This window comes from Bradyrhizobium sp. WYCCWR 13022, assembly GCF_030435535.1.
Lineage (GTDB): Bacteria > Pseudomonadota > Alphaproteobacteria > Rhizobiales > Xanthobacteraceae > Bradyrhizobium.
In genome coordinates, this window is the sequence record NZ_JAUIZJ010000003.1 from 304,799 (window position 1) to 324,819 (window position 20,021).

At 64.7% G+C, this 20,021-nt stretch carries 21 protein-coding genes; 15 read left to right on the forward strand and 6 right to left on the reverse strand.

All coding sequences use genetic code 11. From position 1 onward, the window contains the following. Positions 1-24 precede the first annotated feature (24 nt). The 5 genes from QY049_RS10265 to QY049_RS10285 all read right to left on the reverse strand — a co-directional run bounded on the left by QY049_RS10265 (position 25) and on the right by QY049_RS10285 (position 2,711). Positions 25-480: a GNAT family N-acetyltransferase gene (locus QY049_RS10265; RefSeq protein ID WP_258763778.1), complete on the reverse strand. Its 456-nt coding sequence runs from the start codon at positions 478-480 to the stop codon at positions 25-27. 81 nt (positions 481-561) lie between these two features. Next, positions 562-1,368 (reverse strand): PAS-domain containing protein, encoded by an 807-nt coding sequence (locus tag QY049_RS10270; RefSeq protein WP_258763777.1) that lies wholly within the window; start codon positions 1,366-1,368, stop codon positions 562-564. 131 nt (positions 1,369-1,499) lie between these two features. Then, the gene (locus QY049_RS10275; protein ID WP_258763776.1) at positions 1,500-1,655 is read right to left on the reverse strand and encodes a hypothetical protein; all 156 of its coding nucleotides are present in this window, start codon (positions 1,653-1,655) and stop codon (positions 1,500-1,502) included. A gap of 73 nt (positions 1,656-1,728) precedes the next feature. Beyond that, complete coding sequence (locus QY049_RS10280) at positions 1,729-1,905, reverse strand: hypothetical protein (protein ID WP_194477767.1); 177 nt, start codon at positions 1,903-1,905, stop codon at positions 1,729-1,731. Between the two features lie 155 nt (positions 1,906-2,060). Next, complete coding sequence (locus tag QY049_RS10285) at positions 2,061-2,711, reverse strand: glutathione S-transferase family protein (protein ID WP_194477766.1); 651 nt, start codon at positions 2,709-2,711, stop codon at positions 2,061-2,063. A 540-nt stretch (positions 2,712-3,251) separates the two neighbouring features. On the opposite strand from QY049_RS10285, the gene QY049_RS10290 reads away from it, so the two are divergent. The 6 genes from QY049_RS10290 to QY049_RS10315 all read left to right on the forward strand — a co-directional run bounded on the left by QY049_RS10290 (position 3,252) and on the right by QY049_RS10315 (position 10,689). Then, positions 3,252-4,454, forward strand: coding sequence for a pyridoxal phosphate-dependent aminotransferase (locus tag QY049_RS10290; protein ID WP_194477765.1), 1,203 nt, complete (start codon positions 3,252-3,254; stop codon positions 4,452-4,454). 162 nt (positions 4,455-4,616) lie between these two features. Beyond that, the gene (locus QY049_RS10295; protein ID WP_258763775.1) at positions 4,617-5,096 is read left to right on the forward strand and encodes a DUF992 domain-containing protein; all 480 of its coding nucleotides are present in this window, start codon (positions 4,617-4,619) and stop codon (positions 5,094-5,096) included. Between the two features lie 303 nt (positions 5,097-5,399). Continuing rightward, positions 5,400-7,448, forward strand: a complete 2,049-nt coding sequence (locus QY049_RS10300) for an elongation factor G (protein ID WP_258763774.1) — start codon at positions 5,400-5,402, stop codon at positions 7,446-7,448. Positions 7,449-7,677: 229 nt separating this feature from the next. After that, on the forward strand, positions 7,678-7,950 hold the full coding sequence (locus tag QY049_RS10305) for a helix-turn-helix domain-containing protein (protein ID WP_194477762.1): 273 nt from the start codon (positions 7,678-7,680) through the stop codon (positions 7,948-7,950). A 91-nt stretch (positions 7,951-8,041) separates the two neighbouring features. Further along, positions 8,042-9,796 carry a SulP family inorganic anion transporter gene (locus QY049_RS10310; protein ID WP_258763773.1) on the forward strand — a complete coding sequence of 585 codons (1,755 nt, stop codon included), beginning with the start codon at positions 8,042-8,044 and terminating at the stop codon, positions 9,794-9,796. 53 nt (positions 9,797-9,849) lie between these two features. Further along, complete coding sequence (locus QY049_RS10315) at positions 9,850-10,689, forward strand: shikimate dehydrogenase (RefSeq protein ID WP_258763772.1); 840 nt, start codon at positions 9,850-9,852, stop codon at positions 10,687-10,689. 55 nt (positions 10,690-10,744) lie between these two features. On the opposite strand, the gene QY049_RS10320 is transcribed toward QY049_RS10315, so the two are convergent. After that, complete coding sequence (locus tag QY049_RS10320; protein ID WP_258763771.1) at positions 10,745-11,881, reverse strand: alpha-hydroxy acid oxidase; 1,137 nt, start codon at positions 11,879-11,881, stop codon at positions 10,745-10,747. A 100-nt stretch (positions 11,882-11,981) separates the two neighbouring features. On the opposite strand from QY049_RS10320, the gene QY049_RS10325 reads away from it, so the two are divergent. From QY049_RS10325 to QY049_RS10365, 9 genes are all read left to right on the forward strand, one after another. After that, positions 11,982-12,149 (forward strand): hypothetical protein, encoded by a 168-nt coding sequence (locus QY049_RS10325; protein WP_258763770.1) that lies wholly within the window; start codon positions 11,982-11,984, stop codon positions 12,147-12,149. Positions 12,150-12,368: 219 nt separating this feature from the next. Continuing rightward, entirely contained in the window at positions 12,369-13,712 is a 1,344-nt protein-coding gene (gene glmM, locus QY049_RS10330) for a phosphoglucosamine mutase (protein ID WP_194477757.1), read from the forward strand. Between the two features lie 145 nt (positions 13,713-13,857). Beyond that, on the forward strand, positions 13,858-15,108 hold the full coding sequence (locus QY049_RS10335; protein WP_258763769.1) for an MFS transporter: 1,251 nt from the start codon (positions 13,858-13,860) through the stop codon (positions 15,106-15,108). A 228-nt stretch (positions 15,109-15,336) separates the two neighbouring features. Beyond that, a complete protein-coding gene (locus QY049_RS10340) occupies positions 15,337-16,173 on the forward strand; it encodes an outer membrane protein (RefSeq protein WP_258763768.1) in 837 nt (278 codons plus the stop codon). Positions 16,174-16,342: 169 nt separating this feature from the next. Further along, entirely contained in the window at positions 16,343-17,221 is an 879-nt protein-coding gene (locus QY049_RS10345) for an outer membrane protein (protein ID WP_258763767.1), read from the forward strand. Between the two features lie 74 nt (positions 17,222-17,295). Next, positions 17,296-17,886, forward strand: coding sequence for a glutathione S-transferase family protein (locus QY049_RS10350; RefSeq protein ID WP_258763766.1), 591 nt, complete (start codon positions 17,296-17,298; stop codon positions 17,884-17,886). 31 nt (positions 17,887-17,917) lie between these two features. Further along, the gene (locus QY049_RS10355; protein WP_258763765.1) at positions 17,918-18,382 is read left to right on the forward strand and encodes a GNAT family N-acetyltransferase; all 465 of its coding nucleotides are present in this window, start codon (positions 17,918-17,920) and stop codon (positions 18,380-18,382) included. Positions 18,383-18,539: 157 nt separating this feature from the next. Then, a complete protein-coding gene (locus tag QY049_RS10360; RefSeq protein ID WP_194477752.1) occupies positions 18,540-18,746 on the forward strand; it encodes a hypothetical protein in 207 nt (68 codons plus the stop codon). A gap of 79 nt (positions 18,747-18,825) precedes the next feature. After that, complete coding sequence (locus QY049_RS10365) at positions 18,826-19,998, forward strand: phosphoserine transaminase (protein WP_258763763.1); 1,173 nt, start codon at positions 18,826-18,828, stop codon at positions 19,996-19,998. Positions 19,999-20,021 lie beyond the last annotated feature (23 nt).

A 20,021-nucleotide genomic window follows, 5' to 3' on the forward strand; every position in this document is an offset into this window, starting at 1 on the left:
CACAGGCTCGCCGCCCGGTGGCCGTCAGAAGATCTTGCGGTAGACGATGAAGCCTGAGCGTTCCGCGACCTTGTCGTACAGGCTCTGGGCCGTGGTGTTGGTCTCGTGGGTCTGCCAGTAGACCCGCGGCGAGCCCGCGATTTTGGCGCGCTCGTACACGCCATGGATCAGCGCCGAGCCGACGCCCTTGCCGCGCGCGGCCTCGTTCGTGAACAGGTCCTGCAGATAGCAGGATGGCTCGATCGCGGTGGTGCTGCGATGGAACAGGTAGTGCGTGAGCCCGAGCAGCTTGCCTTCGCTCTCGGCGACCAGCGCATGCACCGGCTCATAGGCATCGAAGAAGCGCTGCCAGGTCGTCTTGGTGATCTCGGGCGCGAGCGCGGTCGGACCGGAGCGGCCGTAGAAGGCGTTGTAGCCGTCCCACAGCGGCAGCCATTGATCGTAATCCTGACTTGCGACCGAGCGAATGGTGAGCGACATCTGGGAAATCCGTGATCGAAGGGCCGATGAGGCGTCCTTGATACGGATGATGGCGCTGCGGATCAATCGCGTTGTCGCGCGTCACTCCGCAACGCGCAGATATCGGATCAGCTTGCGGCTCGCGGGATCGCGCAGCGAACGATAATAATCCGCGCGCGCCGGCGCGTCGGTGTGGCGCACGAGGTCGGTCACCGGCGTGTAGCTCAGCATGCGGCCGCCGTCGGGAAGCGCGGTGCAGACGAAGCGCAGCACCTCGCCGTTGCGCAAGGCGATGTTGATCGGGGTGGCGTCGCCGATCCGCACCATCTCCATGCGCTGCGCGATGAAGACGCCGAGCTCGTCCTCCGGCAGCTCGAACGCGCCGGTGTCGCGGCCGTGATACATCAGCGCGATGAAGGGCGGCCTGTCGTCGGCCTTCTCGTCCGGCAGCGCGAAGTAATCGCGGAAGGCGCGGTTGATGAATTCGGCGCGGGTCTCGGCATCGAGCAGCACGATGCCGATATCGACCTGATCGAGCGCGGCCGACAGCCGCGCCGCGGTGGCGTGGTTGTGCCGCTCGGCGGCGAGAGCTGCGAGCAGGCGTTCGCGCATCAGGCCGGTGATGGCAGCGGTGCCGAAGGCCGTCACCGCGAGGAGCCCGACCAGATCGGCGGCGGCATGGAGGGGCATGGCACGATGGCCAAGGAAGAACAGCGCAGCGCCCGCTACGGCGAAGGCCGCGCTGGTCATGGCGGAGGCAAGGCCCGACAGCGCGCCGGCAAGCGCGACAACGCAGACGAACAGCGGCGCTGGCGAGGGAAGGGGAACGGCGCGATCGAGCACGATCGCCAGCAGAGCAATCGCTGCCGTCAGCACGGGACCTGAGATGGCGCGCCATCCGAACCGCATGGGGCCCTCGCTCGTTCCTCTCTGAACGAAATAAGGCCGCCAGACTGACGCATGGCTGCGCGAGCGCAATGCGATTTCACGCAGCGCGCTTAAGCGGAGCTTGCCTGCGCGCTCAAAGCTTTCGGATGATTTTAGACCAAATGCGCGTGCATGATGCGCTGCTGCCTGGGCGCATTCCATGTCGACGTCCCCGGCGCCTTGCGGGTGCCGACGAAGATCAACAGCGACGCCGCAACCAGGATGGCTGCTGTCAGGGTGATTGCAACGATGACCACAGGCGATTTCATCGGCGTCCCGTCGCGATGCCATCAGGCGCGGGGCCGCGCGGCACCTTGAAGGCTGTCGAGGATGAAACGGCGATCAGACCGGCAGACCCATCGCCATGGTCGCCTTGGTCGACAGCACCGTGAGGGTGACGATCAGGCACAGCGAGAGGGCGGCGACGGCGAGCGAGGCCGCGACCGCGCTGGCTAGCCGGGAAGACGAGACGGTATCGGTCTGGCCCTGAAAGCCGACCGTGCCGGACGCCCGAATCATGGTCTAAATCCTTCAACGTGCGAGCGAATCACCCGCGACGCCGAATAACTTCACAATTTCAACCGGCAATATTGGGGCGGCAATCGCGCCGAACATGGCCGGATTGGGGCAAAGGTTAACGCAACCCCCGCTATTTCTTAACGTTGCACCGGATTTCAGGCTCCGGCCGCGATGCTGGCGGGATCGTCGATGTCGGCGGGACGCCAGTCCATCGCCACGAAGCCCGGCGCCGCCTCGACGCGCTTGAGCCAGTCCCGGATCGCCGGGAACGGCTCCAGGTCGAAGTCGCAGCGGTCGGCGAGGTGGGTGTAGCCGTACAGCGCGATGTCGGCGACCGTGAGCTGACGCGCTGCGAAGTAGTCGTTGGTCTTGAGATGGTTCTCCATCACCTGGAGCGCGCCATAGCCGCGCTCCATCCAGTCCTCCAGCGCGTGGGTCTGCAGGTCGCGGCCACCCTTGACCAGCGACAGCCAGAAATAGGCGGCGCCGATATTTGGTTCGAGTGCATGCTGCTCGAAGAACATCCATTGCAGCGCCTCGGCGCGATCGATCCGGTTCTCCGGCGCCAGCGGCGTGCCGACGGCGACATACCAGAGGATGGCGTTGGACTCCGCGAGATAGCGGTTGTCGCCGACCTCGAGCAGCGGCACCTGGCCGGACGGGTTCTTGGTCAGGAAATCAGGCGTGCGGCTCTCGCCACGCAGAATGTCCACCTCGACCGCCTCGTAGGGTACGTTCAACAGCGCCAGCGCAAGGCGGACCTTGTAGCTGTTGCCCGAGCGTTGCATCGAATAGAGCTTGTACATTCTGGGAGTTCGATTCCAAGGACGGGAAGATGCGGTGCATGTTGCCCCGCACCGCGGCTAAACAATGATGCCGATGGGAATCAGCCGCAAGGGCCGGGTACTAGAAAAACTCGAAAACCCTGCCGCACTGCAATGCCAGGGAAGATCATGTTCGCACGACGCCGCAATTCAGATCACGCTTGCGTCAACATGCACGACTCATCGCGTCGCGCGATCGTGCGAGAGGCGATGACAGGGACGCGATCCCACCCGTGCTGGCGATCAGCGGCACCTCTCGCGCGTCAGGCCGCCGTCAGTTTTGTGGCGTCCGGACCCCGCAAAATTGCTCCGAGGACAAGCCTTGCCGGATATGAGGGGATTGCGGGGCAAAGTTGCGGAAAATTGCGGGAAATCGAGGCTCCGGCCGCGCGAAATCCGTAAACTTTTGCGAGATCGGGCCGAAGTTTCTTGCGGTGCAGCGGCACACGTTTTAGGGTGGCTTCATTCCCACAATTGGAGTCGTGAGGCCAGAGGGTTCACGACGCTTGTCAGGAGATGACGATGTCCTTCCTTGCCGCTGCGCTCGACCGTGTGAAGCCGTCCGCGACCATCGCGGTCACGGATAAAGCACGCGCGCTGAAAGCGGCGGGCCGCAACGTCATCGGCCTCGGCGCCGGTGAGCCCGACTTCGACACGCCCGCCAACATCAAGCTGGCGGCGATCCACGCCATCGAGTCCGGCAAGACCAAGTACACCGCGGTCGACGGCATCCCCGAGCTGAAGGACGCGATCATCGCGAAGTTTCAGCGCGAGAACGGCGTCGCCTACAAGCCGAACCAGATCATCGTCGGCACCGGCGGCAAGCAGGTGCTCTACAACGCCCTGATGGCGACCATCAATCCGGGCGACGAGGTGATCATCCCCGCGCCGTACTGGGTCAGCTATCCCGAGATGGTGGCGCTCGCCGGTGGCGAGCCGGTGCCGGTGGTCTGCACGGCCGCTCAGGGCTTCAAGCTTCAGGCCGAGGCGCTCGATCGCGCCATCACGCCGAAGACCAAATGGGTGATCCTGTGCTCGCCGTCGAACCCGACCGGCGCGGCCTATACCAGGGCCGAGCTGAAGGCGCTCACCGACGTGCTGGTCAAGCATCCGCACGTGTGGGTGATGACCGACGACATGTACGAGCACCTCGTCTATGACGACTTCCAGTTCACCACCGTCGCGCAGGTCGAGCCCAGCCTCTACGACCGCACGCTCACCGTGAACGGCGTGTCGAAAGCCTATTGCATGACCGGCTGGCGCATCGGCTACGCCGGTGGTCCCGCGCATCTCATCAAGGCGATGGCGACCATCCAGTCGCAGTCGACCTCGAACCCGTCCTCGATCTCGCAGTGGGCGTCGGTGGAAGCGCTGAACGGTCCGCAGGATTTCATCGCTGCCAACAACAAGGTGTTCAAGGAGCGTCGCGACCTCGTCGTCTCCATGCTCAACCAGGCGAACGGCATCGAGTGTCCGCGTCCCGAAGGCGCGTTCTACGTCTATCCGTCCTGCGCGGGCACGATCGGCAAGAAGGCGCCGTCGGGCAATCTGATCTCGAACGACGAGCAGTTCGTCACCGAGCTGCTGGAGACCGAAGGCGTCGCTGTCGTGCAGGGCTCGGCCTTTGGCCTCGGCCCGGCATTCCGCATCTCCTACGCGACCAAGACCTCGGACCTCGAAGACGCCTGCAAGCGCATCCAGCGCTTCTGCGGCAATCTGCGTTAAGCTTGCAGGTACGATCCGATACGAAAGGGGCCCGCTTCGCGCGGGCCCTTTTTCTTTCACGCCCGCGCGATCTGGCACGCTCATGCCACTTGTGGCATAGAACGCCCTGCGGCTTCCTGCCGCGCCTCTTTGCTCGCATCACATTCATTGCCGGAGACATTCATGCGCCGCTCACTCCTCCTCGCCGGACTCACTGCTGTGTGCCTCGTCGCTTCCATCGCGGGTGCCAGCGCGCAGTCGCGGCTGGTACGGGTCGGCGTGCTCGAATGCCGCGGCGGCGCCAGCATCGGCTTCGTGGTGGGATCGGTGACCAATCTCGGCTGCGTGCTGCGCGCCGACGGTCTGCCCGAGGACCGCTACATTGCAACGATCCGCAAGGTCGGCATCGACCTCGGCATCACCCAGGAGACGTCGCTCGCTTGGGGCGTGTTCGCACCGGTCAATCGCCTCGGCCCCGGTGATCTCTCCGGCAACTATGCCGGTGCGCAGGGCAGCGCCTCGGTCGGCGTCGGCCTCGGCGGCAACGTGCTGGTCGGCGGCTCCAACAATTCGATCGCGCTTCAGCCGCTCAGCGTGCAGGGCCAGGTCGGCCTCAACGTTGCCGCTGGACTCGAAAGCCTGGAACTCCGTCCAGGCCGTTAAGGCGTTCCGTCATTGCAGACGAGGCTCTCTTTCTCTTTACCTCTCCCCGACGGGGAGAGGTCGGATTGCGGTAGCAATCCGGGTGAGGGGCCGCCGCGTTTGGTGAGACTGTAACCCTCACCCGGCTCGCATCTTTCGATGCAATCCGACCTTCGGGAGAGGTGGAACATCGATCGATAGCGATACGACGAACTGACGACGCACCGCAGCGACGTTTGATGCTTGCCAAATCTCGGGGACGGGCAGAGCATCTGCATTTGCCGACCCAATCATGGGCCGAGCTCCACACCAAGGAGGCGGCGAATGGGACAAGACGTCAGAAGTCCCCGAGGTCCACGGTGCATTGCGCTGGTGGGCCCTTTCCAATCAGGTAAAACCACACTTCTCGAAGCGATCCTGGCGCGGACGGGCGCAATCCCGCGTGCCGGCAGCGTCGACGACGGAACGTCCGTCGGCGACGCCACGCCCGAGGCCCGTCACCACAAGATGACCGTCGGGCTGACTGCCGCCACCACGAGTTTCATGGGCGACAGCTATACCTTCCTGGATTGTCCCGGTTCCGTCGAGTTCGCCCACGACATGCGCGCCGCGCTTCCCGCGGTCGACGCCGCCATCGTGGTCTGCGAGGCCGACGAGAAGAAGCTGCCCCAGCTTCAGATCATCCTGCGCGAGCTGGAGGAGCTGAAGATCCCGCGTTTCCTGTTCCTCAACAAGATCGACCGCGCCAACAAGCGCATCCGAGAGACGCTCGCGATGCTCCAGCCCGCCTCGCGCGTGCCGCTGGTGCTGCGCCAGATTCCGATCTGGAAGGGCGAGCTGATCGAGGGCTTCGTCGATCTCGCACTGGAACGTGCGTTCATCTATCGTGAGCACAAGGCGTCCGAAGTGGTCGCGCTCGACGGCGGCAATCTCGATCGCGAGAAGGAGGCGCGCTTCTCGATGCTGGAGAAGCTGGCCGATCACGACGACGCACTGATGGAGCAATTGCTGGAGGATATCCAGCCGCCGCGCGATGCCGTGTTCGACGATCTCGCCCGCGAATTGCGCGAAGGACTGATCTGCCCCGTTCTGCTCGGCGCGGCCTCGCGCGAGAACGGCGTGCTGCGTCTGATGAAGGCGCTGCGCCACGAGGCGCCGGGGATAGCAGAGACGGCAAAACGTCTCGGCGCGCCCTCCGCGAAGGACGCGCTCGGCTTCGTCTTCAAGACGCTGCACTCGCAGCACGGCGGAAAGCTGTCGCTGACCCGGTTGCTCGCCGGCCATCTCGACGACGGCGCCACGTTGCAGTCCGCTTCCGGCGGAACGAGCCGCATCTCCGGCATTCTCGCCGTCAACGGTGCTTACGACACCAAGCGCGCCACGGCTGACGCCGGCGACACCGTGGCGCTCGCCAAGCTCGATCCGATCAAGACCGGCGACACCGTGTCGAGCGGCAAAACCGCGCCCGCTGCGCTTGCCGCCGCGGAGCCGACGCCGCCGGTGCTCGCCATTTCGGTTGCGGCCACCGACCGGAAGGACGACGTCAAGCTCGGCCAGGCCTTGATGCGGCTGCACGAAGAGGATCCGTCGCTCGTCGTCGTGCAGAACGCCCAGACCCATGACACCGTGCTGTGGGGGCAGGGCGAGATGCACTTGCGCGTCGCCAGCGAACGGCTGCGCGATCGCTTCGGTGTCAAGATCACATCGCATCCGCCCGCGATCGGCTACCAGGAGACCATCCGCAAGCCGATCGTCCAGCGTGGCCGCCACAAGAAGCAATCGGGCGGTCACGGCCAGTTCGGCGATGTCGTGCTCGACATCCAGCCGCTGCCGCGTGGCGAAGGCTTCAGGTTCGCGGAGAAGGTGGTCGGCGGCGCTGTGCCACGCAACTATATCGGCGCGGTGGAAGAAGGCGTCGTCGACGGGCTCGCCCGCGGCCCGCTCGGCTTCCCCGTCACCGATGTGCAGGTGACGCTGACCGATGGCTCGTATCACAGCGTCGATTCCTCCGACCTCGCCTTCCGCACGGCGGCGCGGATCGGGCTCAACGAAGGCCTGCCGCAATGCCAGTCGGTCTTGCTGGAGCCGATCCATGTGGTCGAGATCGTGTGTCCGACCGATGCCACCGCCAAGATCAACGCGATCCTGTCGGCGCGGCGCGGCCAGATCCTCGGCTTCGACACCCGCGACGGCTGGAGCGGCTGGGACTGCGTCCGTGCCATGATGCCCGAAGCCGAGATCGGCGAACTCATCGTCGAACTGCGTTCCGCCACCGCCGGCGCCGGCAGTTTCACGCGTCAGTTCGACCATATGGCCGAAGTCACGGGACGCGCCGCCGACCAGATCATCGCCGCGCATCAGCACGCGGCGTGATCCGACCAGCGCAGTAAGGGCGCATTTGCTCTTTCGTCCTCTCCCCGTTCTCGCGGGGAGAGGAGACTTGGGGCTTGGCTCTCTCCACGCGTCATTGCTTCGTCGCAAGAGCTCCTCGCGGTGACCGAGGAGACAGCGAGGCCCCCTTGCGCTAGCCTCGATATGATGTATTTTACATCATTGTACATGCACAAAATATCAATTATAAGAGCTAAAACGTGAGGCCAAGGTGATCACGTCATTCCAGATGCGGGCGGCTCGCGCGCTGCTCGGCATTGACCAGAAAACCCTGGCCGAGCTTGCCGGCGTGTCGCTGCCGACCATCCAGCGGATGGAGGCCTCGACCGGCAATGTGCGCGGTGTGGTCGAGACCTTGATCAAGGTGGTCGAGGCGTTCGACCGGGCCGGTGTCGAGCTGATCGGCGAACAGGCGCGCAGCGACAGCGGAGGACGCGGCGTTCGGCTGAAGGAGCCGGGGCCGCCGCGTCGGATGGGGGCGTGATCCCGCGACGATCATGCTTGGGAGCAGTCTGAACTAACGCACCGTCGCGCCGAAGCACGCGGCCGCACGATGCAGTGGAGCATTGTGGGCAATGAGCATCACCAGCGAAAGCGCAGGCGGACTGCGTCAGTTGCGTCAGCCGACCTTTGCCGAATTGTACCTGCCAAAACTCGTCACCGTCTGGCGCGAAGGCTATGGCCTCGCGGATTTTCGCGCTGACGTGTTCGCGGGTCTCACCGTCGCGATCGTCGCGCTGCCGCTGTCGATGGCGATCGCGATCGCCTCGGGCGTAACGCCGGATCGCGGGCTCTACACGGCCGTCGTCGGCGGCTTCATCGTGTCGCTGCTCGGCGGCAGCCGTTTCCAGATCGGCGGTCCCGCCGGCGCCTTCATCGTGCTGGTCGCGGTGACCGCCGAGCGGCACGGCGTCGACGGCGTGATCCTTGCCACCCTGATGGCGGGCATCATCCTGATCGCCGCGGGTCTGCTGCGCATCGGCACCTACATCAAGTTCATTCCCTATCCGGTCACGGTCGGCTTCACCGCCGGCATCGCCGTGATCATTTTTGCGAGCCAGCTTCGCGATCTCTCGGGTATCACGCTCGCGGGAAAAGAGCCGAGCGAGTTCGTGCCGAAACTCGTCGCGCTCGCGGGGGGGCTCAACACCATCAATCCCGCTACGGTCGTGGTCGCGCTGGTCAGCATCGCAATCATCGGCGCCTTGCGGATCTGGCGGCCGTCCTGGCCCGGCATCCTGATCGCGGTCGTGCTCGCGGCCATCGCGACCGCCGCACTGTCGCTCCCGATCGAGACGATCGGATCGCGTTTCGGCGGCATCCCGCGCGAGTTGCCCTCGCCGGCGCTGCCGGCGTTCTCGCTCGCCAAGGCGACGGCGGTGCTGCCCGATGCGATCTCGTTCGCCCTGCTCGCGGCCATCGAATCTCTGCTGTCGGCGGTGGTGGCCGACGGCATGACCGGGCGCCGCCATCGCTCCAATTGCGAGCTGGTCGCGCAAGGCGCGGCCAATATCGGCGCGGCGCTGTTCGGCGGCATCTGCGTCACCGGCCTGATCGCGCGCACCGCGACCAACATCCGTGCCGGCGCGCGCGGGCCGCTGGCGGGCATGCTGCACTCGGTGTTCCTGCTGCTGTTCATGCTGGTCGCGGCACCGCTCGCGAGCTACATCCCGCTCGCCGCACTCGCGGCCGTGCTCGTCGTGGTGTCCTGGACCATGGCGGAGAAGCACGAATTCGCGACGCTGCTACGCTCGTCATGGGGCGACGCCGTCGTGCTGCTCGCGACCTTCCTGCTCACGATCTTCCGCGACCTCACCGAAGGCATCTTGGTCGGCTTCGCGCTCGGCGCGGTGCTGTTCATCCATCGCATGGCGGAGATGACCGGCATCGAGGAGCGTTCGCCGCTGGTGGCGGCCGATCGTCCCGACGACGGCAATGGCGAGCGGGTGCCCTACGACGCCGCGCTCGCGGTTGATCGCGACGTTCTGGTCTACCGCATCACCGGTGCGTTCTTCTTCGGTGCGGCGTCCGCCATCGGGGGCGTGCTCGACGGTATCGCCGACAAGCGCAAGGCGCTGGTGGTGGATTTCGCGGCCGTGCCGTTCCTGGATTCCACCGCGGCGAACGTGCTCGGCCGCGTCGCCGCCAAGGCCAAGCGGCAAGGTATCCGGCTCTTCATCACGGGGGCCTCGCCCGCGGTGCGCCGTGCGTTGCTGACGCATGGCGTCGGCCCGCGACGTGCGCGTTATCGTCAGACCATCGAGCGTGCGGTCGCGGACATCAAGGCCGCCCCGGGAGCGGCCTTATCCGCGGATCAACCGCCTGCTTGACAGGACCGGCCGGACGCGAAATGGATCGCCCTCGAACACGACCCGAGGGAAGGATGACGACGCCCAAACCGCCCGCAGCCTGCTTGATCGGATGGCCGGCCGCGCATTCGCGCTCGCCGCTGATCCATCACTATTGGCTGCGCACGCTCGGCATCGCGGGGGGCTATGTCATCGAGGCCGTTCCGCCCGATGATCTCCGGGATTTCGTGCTGCGGCTGTCGCTGCGCGGCTTCGTCGGGGCCAACGTCACCATTCCGCACAAGGTCGGCGTGCTCGAACTGTCGACCCCCGATGCGCGCGCCAGGGCCGTGGGCGCCGCCAACACGCTGTGGTTCGAAGACGGCGAACTGCGCTCGACCAATACCGACGTCGAGGGCTTTCTCGGCAATCTCGACGCCAGCGCGCCCGGCTGGGACAAGGCCGATGAGGCGCTGGTGATGGGGGCGGGGGGCTCCTCGCGCGCGGTGGTGTTCGGCCTGCTCGAACGCGGCTTCGCGCGCATTCATCTTGCCAATCGCACGCTGGCCCGCGCCGAGGCGCTGGCCGCGCAGTTCGGGCCGAACGTGCATCCGCTGGCCTGGGACGGGATCAACGACGTCCTGCCGCGGGCCAAGCTGCTCGTGAACACGACCTCGCTCGGCATGCACGGCCAGCCCGAACTCGAGGTCGATGTGGCGCGCCTGCCCGAAGCCGCCGTTGTCGCCGATCTCGTCTACGTTCCCCTCGTGACGCCGCTGCTCGCGGCCGCCAGGGCCCGCGGACTGAAGACCGCCGACGGGCTCGGCATGCTGCTGCACCAGGCGGTGCGCGGCTTCGAGCTGTGGTTCGGCCAGCGGCCGCAGGTCACGGCCGAACTCCGCGCGCTGGTCGAGGCCGACCTCTCAAAGGCTTGAGAGAATAGTGTGCGGTCCCTCGCCCCGTTCTTACGGGGAGAGGGCAAACCGCGGCTCACACCGCAATGACATGATCGTCGATCTCGTCGATCCGGTTGACGCCGCACAGGCCCATCGTGGTCAGCAGCTCCTTCTGGATGATGTCGATCGCCTTGGCGACGCCGGCCTGGCCGCCGGCACCGAGGCCATAAGCGTAGGCGCGACCGATCATGCAGGATTTTGCGCCGAGCGCGAGCGCACGCATCACGTCCTGGCCGGAGCGGATGCCGCCGTCGAACATGATCTCCATCTTCTCGCCGACCGCATCGACGATCTCGGGCAGCACCTCGATCGAGGACGGCGCGCCGTCGAGCTGACGGCCGCCGTGGTTGGAGACCACCAGCGCCTGTGCGCCGGTCTTGGCGGCTTCCTCGGCGTCCTCGACGTCCAGAATGCCCTTGATGATGAGTTTGCCCGGCCAGATGCTCCGGATCCATTCGATGTCCTTCCAGTTCAGGGAAGTGTCGAACTGCGAGGCGGTCCATTCGGCGAGGCGGTTGAGATCCTCGGTGTTCTTCACGTGGCCTGCGATGTTGCCGAAGGTGCGGCGCTTGCCCCGCAGCACGCCGGAGACCCAGGCCGGCTTGGTCGCGAAGTCGATGAACTTCGACAGCGACCACTCGGGCGGAATCGTCATACCGTTCTTGATGTCGGCATGACGCTGGCCGATCACCTGCAAATCGACGGTCAGCACCAGTGCGCTGCACTTCGCCGCGATTGCGCGCTGGACCAGATCCTTGATGAAGCCGCGGTCCTTCATCACGTAGAGCTGGAACCAGAACGGCTTGTCGACGGCGGCTGCGATGTCCTCGATCGAGCAGATCGACATGGTCGACTGCGTGAACGGGATGCCGGCGGCCTGCGCCGCGCGGCAGGCGTGAATCTCGCCGTCGCCATGCTGCATGCCGAGCAGGCCGACCGGCGCCAGTATCAGCGGCATGGTCGAGGGCTCGCCCAAAATCGTGGTCGAGGTGTCGCGCTTGGAGACGTCGACCAGGATGCGCTGGCGGAACTTGATCTGCTGCATGTCCTCGCGGTTGGCGCGCAGCGTTTCCTCGGCATAGGAGCCGCGGTCGCAATAGTCGAAGAACGCCTTCGGCACGCGGCGCTTATGCAGCGCGCGAAGATCGTCGATACAGGTGATGTGCTTCATGAACGTTCCCCGCCCCGTCTTAAGAAGTCTTGCATCGGAAGATTGAGGGGTCATCTAGCATGGTTGGATGCACAGCCAAATCGTTTGCGAGAAGGGCGCCATGACCAAGCCGCACAAGGGACCCTCGTCGAAGGAGATCAAGGAAAAGCAGGAGCTGGACGAGGCGCTGGAAGAGGGCCTCGAGGAGACATTTCCGGGCTCCGATCCCGTCAACGTCATCCAGCCGGCGCCGAGCCGCGAGGACGGTCACGTCAAGCGCAAGCCCTGAGGGGCAGTTCCGCCTCGTTCCGGCGCTCAAACCGGAAGTATAGTGTTAACAACAGGTTACCATGGTACCGGTTTCCCGGTTCCGTAATGATTCATCATATTTTTTGAAGCCAATTTAGCGGTGTAAGGCTTATAAGAGCCTAGCAAATCAGGGATGCGGGGCCCGCCAGGGCACCCGGAGGTTGTCTTGGGGATTCCTGGTTGTTGCGTGGGGGACGATATGAGCCGCAAATATTTCGGGACGGACGGGATCCGGGGCCGCGCCAACGGACTGATCACGCCGGAACTCGCGCTCAAGGTCGGCCAGGCCGCCGGCCTTGCATTTCAGCGCGGTGACCACCGCCACCGGGTCGTGATCGGCAAGGATACCCGCCTGTCGGGCTACATGATCGAATACGCGATGGTCGCGGGCTTCACCTCGGTCGGCATGGACGTGCTGCTGGTCGGCCCGATGCCGACGCCGGCGGTCGCGATGCTGACAAAGTCGATGCGCGCCGATCTCGGCGTCATGATCTCGGCCTCGCACAATCTGTTCGAGGACAACGGCATCAAGCTGTTCGGCCCGCAGGGCTTCAAGCTCTCCGACGACGTCGAGAAGCAGATCGAGCAGCTGCTCGACGAGCCGATCGAGAAGCGGCTTGCACAAAGCGCGAGCCTCGGGCGCGCCCGCCGTATCGACGGCGTGCACGACCGCTACATCGAATTCGCCAAGCGCACGCTGCCGCGCGATCTCTCGCTCGACGGCCTGCGCGTCGTGGTCGATTGCGCCAACGGCGCCGCCTACAAGGTGGTGCCGGAAGCGCTGTGGGAATTGGGCGCGGACGTCGTGCCGATCGGCGTCGAGCCCGACGGCTTCAACATCAACAAGGATTGCGGCTCGACCTCGCCGGAAGCGCTGTCGAGGAAGGTGCGCGAGATGCGCGCCGACATCGGCATTGCGCTGGACGGCGACGCCGACCGCGTCATCCTGGTCGACGAGCGCGGCCATGTCGTCGACGGCGACCAGCTGCTGGCGGTGATCGCGCAGAGCTGGAAGGAGGACGGCCGTCTGTCGCGTCCGGGCATCGTCGCCACCGTGATGTCCAATCTCGGCCTCGAGCGCTTCCTGAAAGGGCAGGGGCTCGATCTCGTGCGCACCCCGGTCGGCGACCGCTACGTGCTCGAGCAGATGCTGAGCGGCGGCTACAATCTCGGCGGCGAGCAGTCCGGCCACATCATCCTGTCCGACTACGCCACGACGGGCGACGGTTTCGTCGCCGCGCTGCAAGTGCTGGCCGTGGTGCAGAGGCTGCGCCGTCCGGTCTCGGAGGTGTGCCACCGCTTCGATCCGCTGCCGCAGATCCTCAAGAACGTCCGCCACAAGGGCGGCAAGCCCCTTGACGATTCCGACGTCAAGTCTGCCATCTCGGACGGCGAGAAGCGCCTCAACGGCCACGGTCGCCTGCTGATCCGCTCCTCCGGCACCGAGCCCGTGATCCGCGTCATGGGCGAGGGCGAGGACCGCATCCTGGTCGAGGACGTCGTCGACACGATCGTCTCGGCGCTGGGGCAGGCGGCGGCCTGAGCTTCTTCTTTCTTCTCCACTTGTAAGGGGAGAGGGGAAGAAGAGACTTATCACGCATCCCAGCCATTTGCGATTGGCGGTGGTTCCACCGCGCGTTGCATCGTACCTGTGAGGTCGCGGCAATCTGCCGCGCCGGGATGCTCCAGTGAACAAGCCTGTCGTCGTGCCTGCGGAAACGCCGACCGAGCCCGTCGTCGTCAACGACGTCGCGCCCGCCGCCAAGGCCGCCGCGGGGCCGGCCTATATCGTGCTCGCCGGCATCAGCTTCTCGCACTTCCTCAACGACACCATGCAGTCGCTGATCGCTTCGGTGTATCCGATCCTGAAGGACACCTACGCGCTCGACTTCGCGCAGATCGGCATGATCACGCTGGCCTTCCAGTTCACGGCCTCGCTGCTCCAGCCGGTGGTCGGCCACTACACCGACAAGAAGGCGCAGCCTTACTCGCTGTCGATCGGCATGGCCTCGACATTCTTCGGCCTCCTGCTGCTCAGCGCCGCGCACCAATATCTCGTCATTCTGATTGCGGCCGCGCTGGTCGGTCTCGGCTCGGCGGTGTTTCACCCGGAATCGGCACGCATCGCGCGGCTCGCCTCGGGCGGCCGTTACGGTTTTGCGCAATCGGTGTTCCAGCTCGGCGGCAGCTTCGGCACCTCGATGGGGCCGGTGCTCGCTGCGCTCATCGTCGTGCCGTTCGGGCAGGGCAGTATCGCGTGGTTCTCCTCGATCGCATTCCTCGCGATCGTCATCCTCTGGCGCATCGGTCGCTGGTACGCGCCGCAGATCACCACGAGGAAGGCTGCGCCGGTTCAGGCCCATCCCGATGCGCCGAGCTCGCGCCGCGTCGTCGTTGCACTCCTCGTGCTGGTGGCGCTGCTGTTCTCGAAGCAGCTCTACGTCTCGAGCCTGTCGAGCTACTACATCTTCTATCTGATCGACCGTTTCGGCGTGTCGACGCAGACGGCGCAGATCTTTCTCTTCATCTTCCTGGCGGCGAATGCGGTCGGTGCGTTCTTCGGCGGTCCGCTCGGCGATCGCTTCGGCCGCAAGATCGTGATCTGGATCTCGATTCTCGGCGCGCTGCCGTTCACGCTGGCGCTGCCCTATGCCGGCCTCGTCGCAAGCGCGGTGCTGTCGGTGATCATCGGCCTGATCATCTCCTCGACGACGTCGTCGATCATCGTGTTCGCGCAGGAGCTGGTGCCGCATCGCTTCGGCATGATCTCAGGCGTGTTCTTCGGCGTCGCCTTCGGCATCGGTGGCCTGGGCGCAGCCGTGCTCGGCAGGCTCGCCGACCACACCTCGATCGAGTTCGTCTATCAGGTCTGCGCCTATCTGCCGGCGATCGGCCTGCTTGCGGTGTTCCTGCCGAAGCTGCCGCAACACAGGCGTTAATAAACCTTCTTTCGCTGCATTGCGGGTTTACCAATCGTTAGCAATTGCGGCGCGCCACCGCAGCATTTTTGCAACGCTCGCGCTGCATCCGCGTGTGCAGTCAGAAAAAATCAACCTTAAAAATTAGGGTTAAGTGGCGCTTAAGCATTTGCTGCCATCGTCCGGCTCGTGAGTTTCCAGAACGTGAGGCGCTCGTTTTCAGCCTCACCGGCCATAAGGACGAAGCCAATGCGTAGCGTTAAGTCTCTCCTTGCCGCGGGTGCGGCATCCTTGATCTCGTCGATGGCGTTTGCCGCCGATATGCCGATCGCGGCTCCGCCCCCCATGTACGCGCCGCCCGCTCCGCCCGCCGATTTCGGCGGCTGGTATCTGCGCGGCGATATCGGCATGACCAACCAGAGCGCAAAGAGCATCGACAGCGCGACGTCGGCGGCGTTCCCGACCACGACGGCCGGGCTCGGCTTCGACTCCTCGCCGCTGTTCGACGTCGGTGTCGGCTATCGCTTCAACAACTGGTTCCGTGCCGACGTGACCGGCCAGTACCGCGGCAAGGCCAACCTGCACGGTTCGCAGAGCGTCGCTCTCGGCGCGGCCGATGTCGAAGCCAACACCTATACCGGCAGCAAGTCCGAGTGGGTCGTCATGGCCAACGCCTATGTCGATCTCGGTACCTGGTGGTGCATCACGCCGTTCATCGGCGCCGGCCTCGGCGGTTCCTACAACCAGCTCTCGAGCTTCCAGGATAACGGCGTCCGCTACACCGCCGGCGCGCTGTCCAACAGCGTCACCTATTTCGACAACAACGGTAAGTGGAACTTCGCATGGGCCGCCCATGCCGGTCTCGCCTACAAGGTCAATCCCGGGTTCACCGTCGAACTGGCCTACAGCTACATGAATCTCGGCGACGCTGCGCCCGGCAACTTCCGTGCGTTCGATGGCAGCGCCGCCGGCCCCTCGACCATCAAGGTCAGGAACATCACCTCGAACGACGTGAAGCTCGGCGTGCGCTGGGAGCTCAACAGCCCGCCGGCCTACGTGCCGCCGCCGCTCGTCACCAAGGGCTGATCGCGAGCCTCATCGCTTTAACGTCTCTTAACGGCGCGGGATCATCCCGCGCCGTTTTGCTTTGCATTTTTTTCATGGCGAGCGGCGATGAAAACGCCGGACGCAACCATTGGTTAAGGTTAACGAGCCATGATCACGCTCGAGAGTTCGAGTTCGATGGAGCGTTGCAATGCGTAGGCTTTGGTTGGTGGCAGCGGTGTTCGGATCTGTGTCCGCCGCACACGCGGCCGATCTCTCCGATCTGCCCGTCCTGCGCGGCGGCTTCACCGACGGACTGTCGAAGACATCCCAGAATTGGGAAGGCTTTTATGTCGGCGGCCAGTTCGGCTTCGCCACGACCGACATCGATTTCAGCCACGCTCCGAAGTCGATGACCGACTTCATGCTTCGCAACAGCATCCTCCAGGCGCCGGTCGGCGGATGGTCGCTGCTGCCGAAGAACCACGTGCAGTCGACAGGGTTCGGCGCCTATGTTGGCAAGAACTGGCAGCTCTACGATGCCGTGATGGGCGTCGAGGCCAATTACAGCTACATGAACAACATAGCGAGCTCGGCCAGCGACTCCATGACGCGCATCCTTGACGGCGAGACAGCGCCAACTGGCCACACCTATACTTACGTCACCACGCTCGGCGGCGGGGCTTCGCTGAAGCTCAAGGATTACGCCACTTTCCGCGGCCGGGTTGGTTGGGACGGCGGCGACTTCATGCCCTATGCTTTCGCAGGCCTGGCGATCGGGCGCGCCGAAGTCTCGCGGTTCGCGACCGTGTCCTACATCAAGCATGACGACTACGATACGTCGGTCACGGTCGGCGGTGTCACCACGACGACTCATCATCAGGACACGATCGACACAGGCGCGTGGGCGAGCACCGAGCAGCGCGCGAACGCGTTCATGTACGGTTGGACGGCCGGTATCGGTATTGAATACGCGATCTGCGGCAACTTCCTCATTCGCGGTGAATGGGAGCATGTCGGCTTTTCCAACGTCAAGGACATCACCGTTGGCTTGAACAATTTCCGCGTCGGCGGCGGTTACAAGTTCTGAGGCAACCTCGCGCCGCCGCGGTTGACACCTCGGCTGTGTCCTGATGCTCTGTCGCCCGACAAGAGGCGACAGCGATGCAAATCTACGGCGACAGCAATTCGGGCAATTGTCTGAAGGTGAGGTGGGTCTGCGATCATCTCGCATTGCCCTATCGCTGGATCGAGATCGATACGCGTAAGGGCGAGACGCGCACGCCGCAATTCCTGAAGATGAACGGCGCCGGCCAGGTTCCGACCGTCGCGTTCGACGACGGCCGCACGCTGGCGCAGTCCAACGCCATCATCCGCTATCTCGCCCGCGACAGCGCACTCGTTCCGCGCGACGCCTTTGCCGCCGCCAAGATGGACGAATGGCTGTTCTGGGAGCAGTACAGCCACGAGCCCTATGTCGCGGTGTGCCGTTTCCAGATGGTCTATCTCGGCAAGGCCGCCTCCGAGCTCGATCCTGACAAGGTCAAGCGCGGCTATGCGGCGCTCGACCGCATGGAGCAGCATCTGGCGGCGAGCCGTGTCTTCGCGGGCGATGCAGTCTCGCTCGCGGACGTCTCGCTTCTCGCGTATACGCGCCTCGCGCATGAAGGCGGCTTCGATCTCGGCCGCTATGCCGCCATCCGCCGCTGGATCACCGAAGCCGAGGCCTGTCTCGGTCTGCCACCGGTGCGCTGAGCCCTTCGCGCCGAGTTCTGGAGCTACCCGCATGAACGAAAAGTCCGTCTCCATCCGCCCCGCGCGCCGCGAAGATGTGTCCGCGATCGTGGCGATGCTCGCCGACGATCATCTCGGCCGCGGCCGCGAGCGCGTCGAGGATCCGCTTCCCGTCGTCTACTATCAGGCGTTCGAGCGCGTCGAGCGCGACGAAAATCTCACGTTGGTCGTTGCCGAGAGCGAGGGCAGGGTGGTCGGCTGCCTGCAGCTCGCGGTGCTTCCGGGCATCAGTTCCCAAGGCGGCATTCGTGGTCTGCTCGAGGATGTCCGCGTTGCCTCCGACTGCCGCAGCCGCGGCATCGGCGAGCAATTGGTGCAATGGGCAATCGCGGAAGCCAAAGCGCGCGGCTGCAACCTGGTCGAATTGCTGACGCATTCGAGCCGCGTCGACGCGCAGCGCTTCTACAAGCGTCTCGGATTTGCATTGAGCCACGCCGGCATGACTGTCCGCTTTTGACGCAGCGCGCGGTGAGCTTTGCGCGATCAACGAAATCGGATCGCGCCTTCGTTCATCTTAACAGCTGATAAACTACCCGTTCGTCGTTCATGTTGATCGCGGAACGAAGGGTGCTACGGAGCGTCTGAAACCGGGCTCGGTTGGTTCGGGGATTTCGATGACAAGCTATTCGATGATCAAGGTCGGCAACGATTACGTTGTGCAGGCCAACGACAAATGCATTTTGAAGGTCGGCAGCCGCCGCCGTGCCGCGCAATTGATCAGCGAGGCCACCGACTTGCTGAACGCGCTCGCGCCCGTCGCATCCCCTGGTATCGCTCCGGAGGAGCCATCACTCCAGCGTGAGGCGCCTGAACTTCCTTGACTGGCCTTCCCGATTCTCGTATCAGCCGCAGCGGGACACCTCCCCCCAACGGGAGGCTTACTATCTGGAAGGGTAGATCATGACTGTAGCGAAGCCCGCTTCGCGGCCGACCGTGCCGCATTTCTCCTCCGGCCCCTGCGCCAAACGCCCCGGCTGGAACGCCCAAAATCTCAAGGACGCAGCGCTCGGCCGTTCGCATCGCGCGAAGGTCGGCAAGACCAAGCTCAAGCTCGCGATCGATCTGACGCGCGAAGTGCTTGAAGTCCCCGCTGATTATCGCATCGGCATCGTGCCGGCGTCGGATACCGGCGCGGTCGAGATGGCGCTGTGGTCGCTGCTCGGTGCACGGCCCGTCACCACGCTCGCGTGGGAATCCTTCGGCGAGGGCTGGGTCAGCGACATCGTCAAGGAATTGAAGCTCAAGGACGTCACCAAGCTCAACGCAGCCTATGGTGAGATCCCCGACCTCTCCAAGGTCGACGCCAAGAGCGATGTGATCTTCACCTGGAACGGCACCACTTCGGGCGTGCGCGTTCCGAACGCCGACTGGATCAGTGCGACCCGCGAAGGTCTCACGATCTGCGACGCGACGTCTGCCGCTTTCGCCCAGCCGCTCGATTTTGCAAAGCTCGATGTCGTCACCTTCTCCTGGCAGAAGGCGCTCGGCGGCGAAGCCGCGCACGGCATGCTGATCCTGTCGCCCCGTGCGGTGGAGCGGCTCGAGACCTACAAGCCGGCCTGGCCGCTGCCGAAGATTTTCCGCATGACCAAGGGCGGCAAAATCAACGAAGGCATCTTCGTCGGCGAGACCATCAACACGCCGTCGATGCTCTGCGTCGAGGATTATCTCGACGCGTTGAACTGGGCCAAGTCGATCGGCGGCCTCAAGGCGCTGATCGCGCGTGCCGACGCCAACACCAAGGTGCTGGCCGACTGGAAGGCGAAGACGCCCTGGATCGACTTCCTGGCCAAGGACGCCTCGATCCGCTCCAACACCTCGGTGTGTCTGAAGTTCACCGATCCCGCGATCACCTCGCTCTCGGACGACGCGCAGGCGGAGTTCTCCAAGAAGCTGGTCGCGCTGATCGAGAAGGAAGGCGCCGGCTACGACTTCGCGTACTATCGCGATGCGCCTGCGGGCCTCCGCATCTGGTGCGGCGCCACCGTCGAGGCCAAGGACGTCGAGCTGCTGACGCAGTGGATCGATTGGGCTTTTGCCGAGACCAAGGCCACGCTGGCCAAGGCGGCTTAACGCGTTTCACCCCATCCTCGTCA

Bases quoted from the DNA above. Each gene is read 5' to 3' on its own strand.
- QY049_RS10265 (WP_258763778.1), bottom strand. From the start codon at position 480: ATGTCGCTCACCATTCGCTCGGTCGCAAGTCAGGATTACGATCAATGG.
- QY049_RS10270 (WP_258763777.1), bottom strand. From the start codon at position 1,368: ATGCGGTTCGGATGGCGCGCCATCTCAGGTCCCGTGCTGACGGCAGCG.
- QY049_RS10275 (WP_258763776.1), bottom strand. From the start codon at position 1,655: ATGAAATCGCCTGTGGTCATCGTTGCAATCACCCTGACAGCAGCCATC.
- QY049_RS10280 (WP_194477767.1), bottom strand. From the start codon at position 1,905: ATGATTCGGGCGTCCGGCACGGTCGGCTTTCAGGGCCAGACCGATACC.
- QY049_RS10285 (WP_194477766.1), bottom strand. From the start codon at position 2,711: ATGTACAAGCTCTATTCGATGCAACGCTCGGGCAACAGCTACAAGGTC.
- QY049_RS10290 (WP_194477765.1), top strand. From the start codon at position 3,252: ATGTCCTTCCTTGCCGCTGCGCTCGACCGTGTGAAGCCGTCCGCGACC.
- QY049_RS10295 (WP_258763775.1), top strand. From the start codon at position 4,617: ATGCGCCGCTCACTCCTCCTCGCCGGACTCACTGCTGTGTGCCTCGTC.
- QY049_RS10300 (WP_258763774.1), top strand. From the start codon at position 5,400: ATGGGACAAGACGTCAGAAGTCCCCGAGGTCCACGGTGCATTGCGCTG.
- QY049_RS10310 (WP_258763773.1), top strand. From the start codon at position 8,042: ATGAGCATCACCAGCGAAAGCGCAGGCGGACTGCGTCAGTTGCGTCAG.
- QY049_RS10315 (WP_258763772.1), top strand. From the start codon at position 9,850: ATGACGACGCCCAAACCGCCCGCAGCCTGCTTGATCGGATGGCCGGCC.
- QY049_RS10320 (WP_258763771.1), bottom strand. From the start codon at position 11,881: ATGAAGCACATCACCTGTATCGACGATCTTCGCGCGCTGCATAAGCGC.
- QY049_RS10325 (WP_258763770.1), top strand. From the start codon at position 11,982: ATGACCAAGCCGCACAAGGGACCCTCGTCGAAGGAGATCAAGGAAAAG.
- glmM (WP_194477757.1), top strand. From the start codon at position 12,369: ATGAGCCGCAAATATTTCGGGACGGACGGGATCCGGGGCCGCGCCAAC.
- QY049_RS10340 (WP_258763768.1), top strand. From the start codon at position 15,337: ATGCGTAGCGTTAAGTCTCTCCTTGCCGCGGGTGCGGCATCCTTGATC.
- QY049_RS10345 (WP_258763767.1), top strand. From the start codon at position 16,343: ATGCGTAGGCTTTGGTTGGTGGCAGCGGTGTTCGGATCTGTGTCCGCC.
- QY049_RS10350 (WP_258763766.1), top strand. From the start codon at position 17,296: ATGCAAATCTACGGCGACAGCAATTCGGGCAATTGTCTGAAGGTGAGG.
- QY049_RS10355 (WP_258763765.1), top strand. From the start codon at position 17,918: ATGAACGAAAAGTCCGTCTCCATCCGCCCCGCGCGCCGCGAAGATGTG.
- QY049_RS10360 (WP_194477752.1), top strand. From the start codon at position 18,540: ATGACAAGCTATTCGATGATCAAGGTCGGCAACGATTACGTTGTGCAG.
- QY049_RS10365 (WP_258763763.1), top strand. From the start codon at position 18,826: ATGACTGTAGCGAAGCCCGCTTCGCGGCCGACCGTGCCGCATTTCTCC.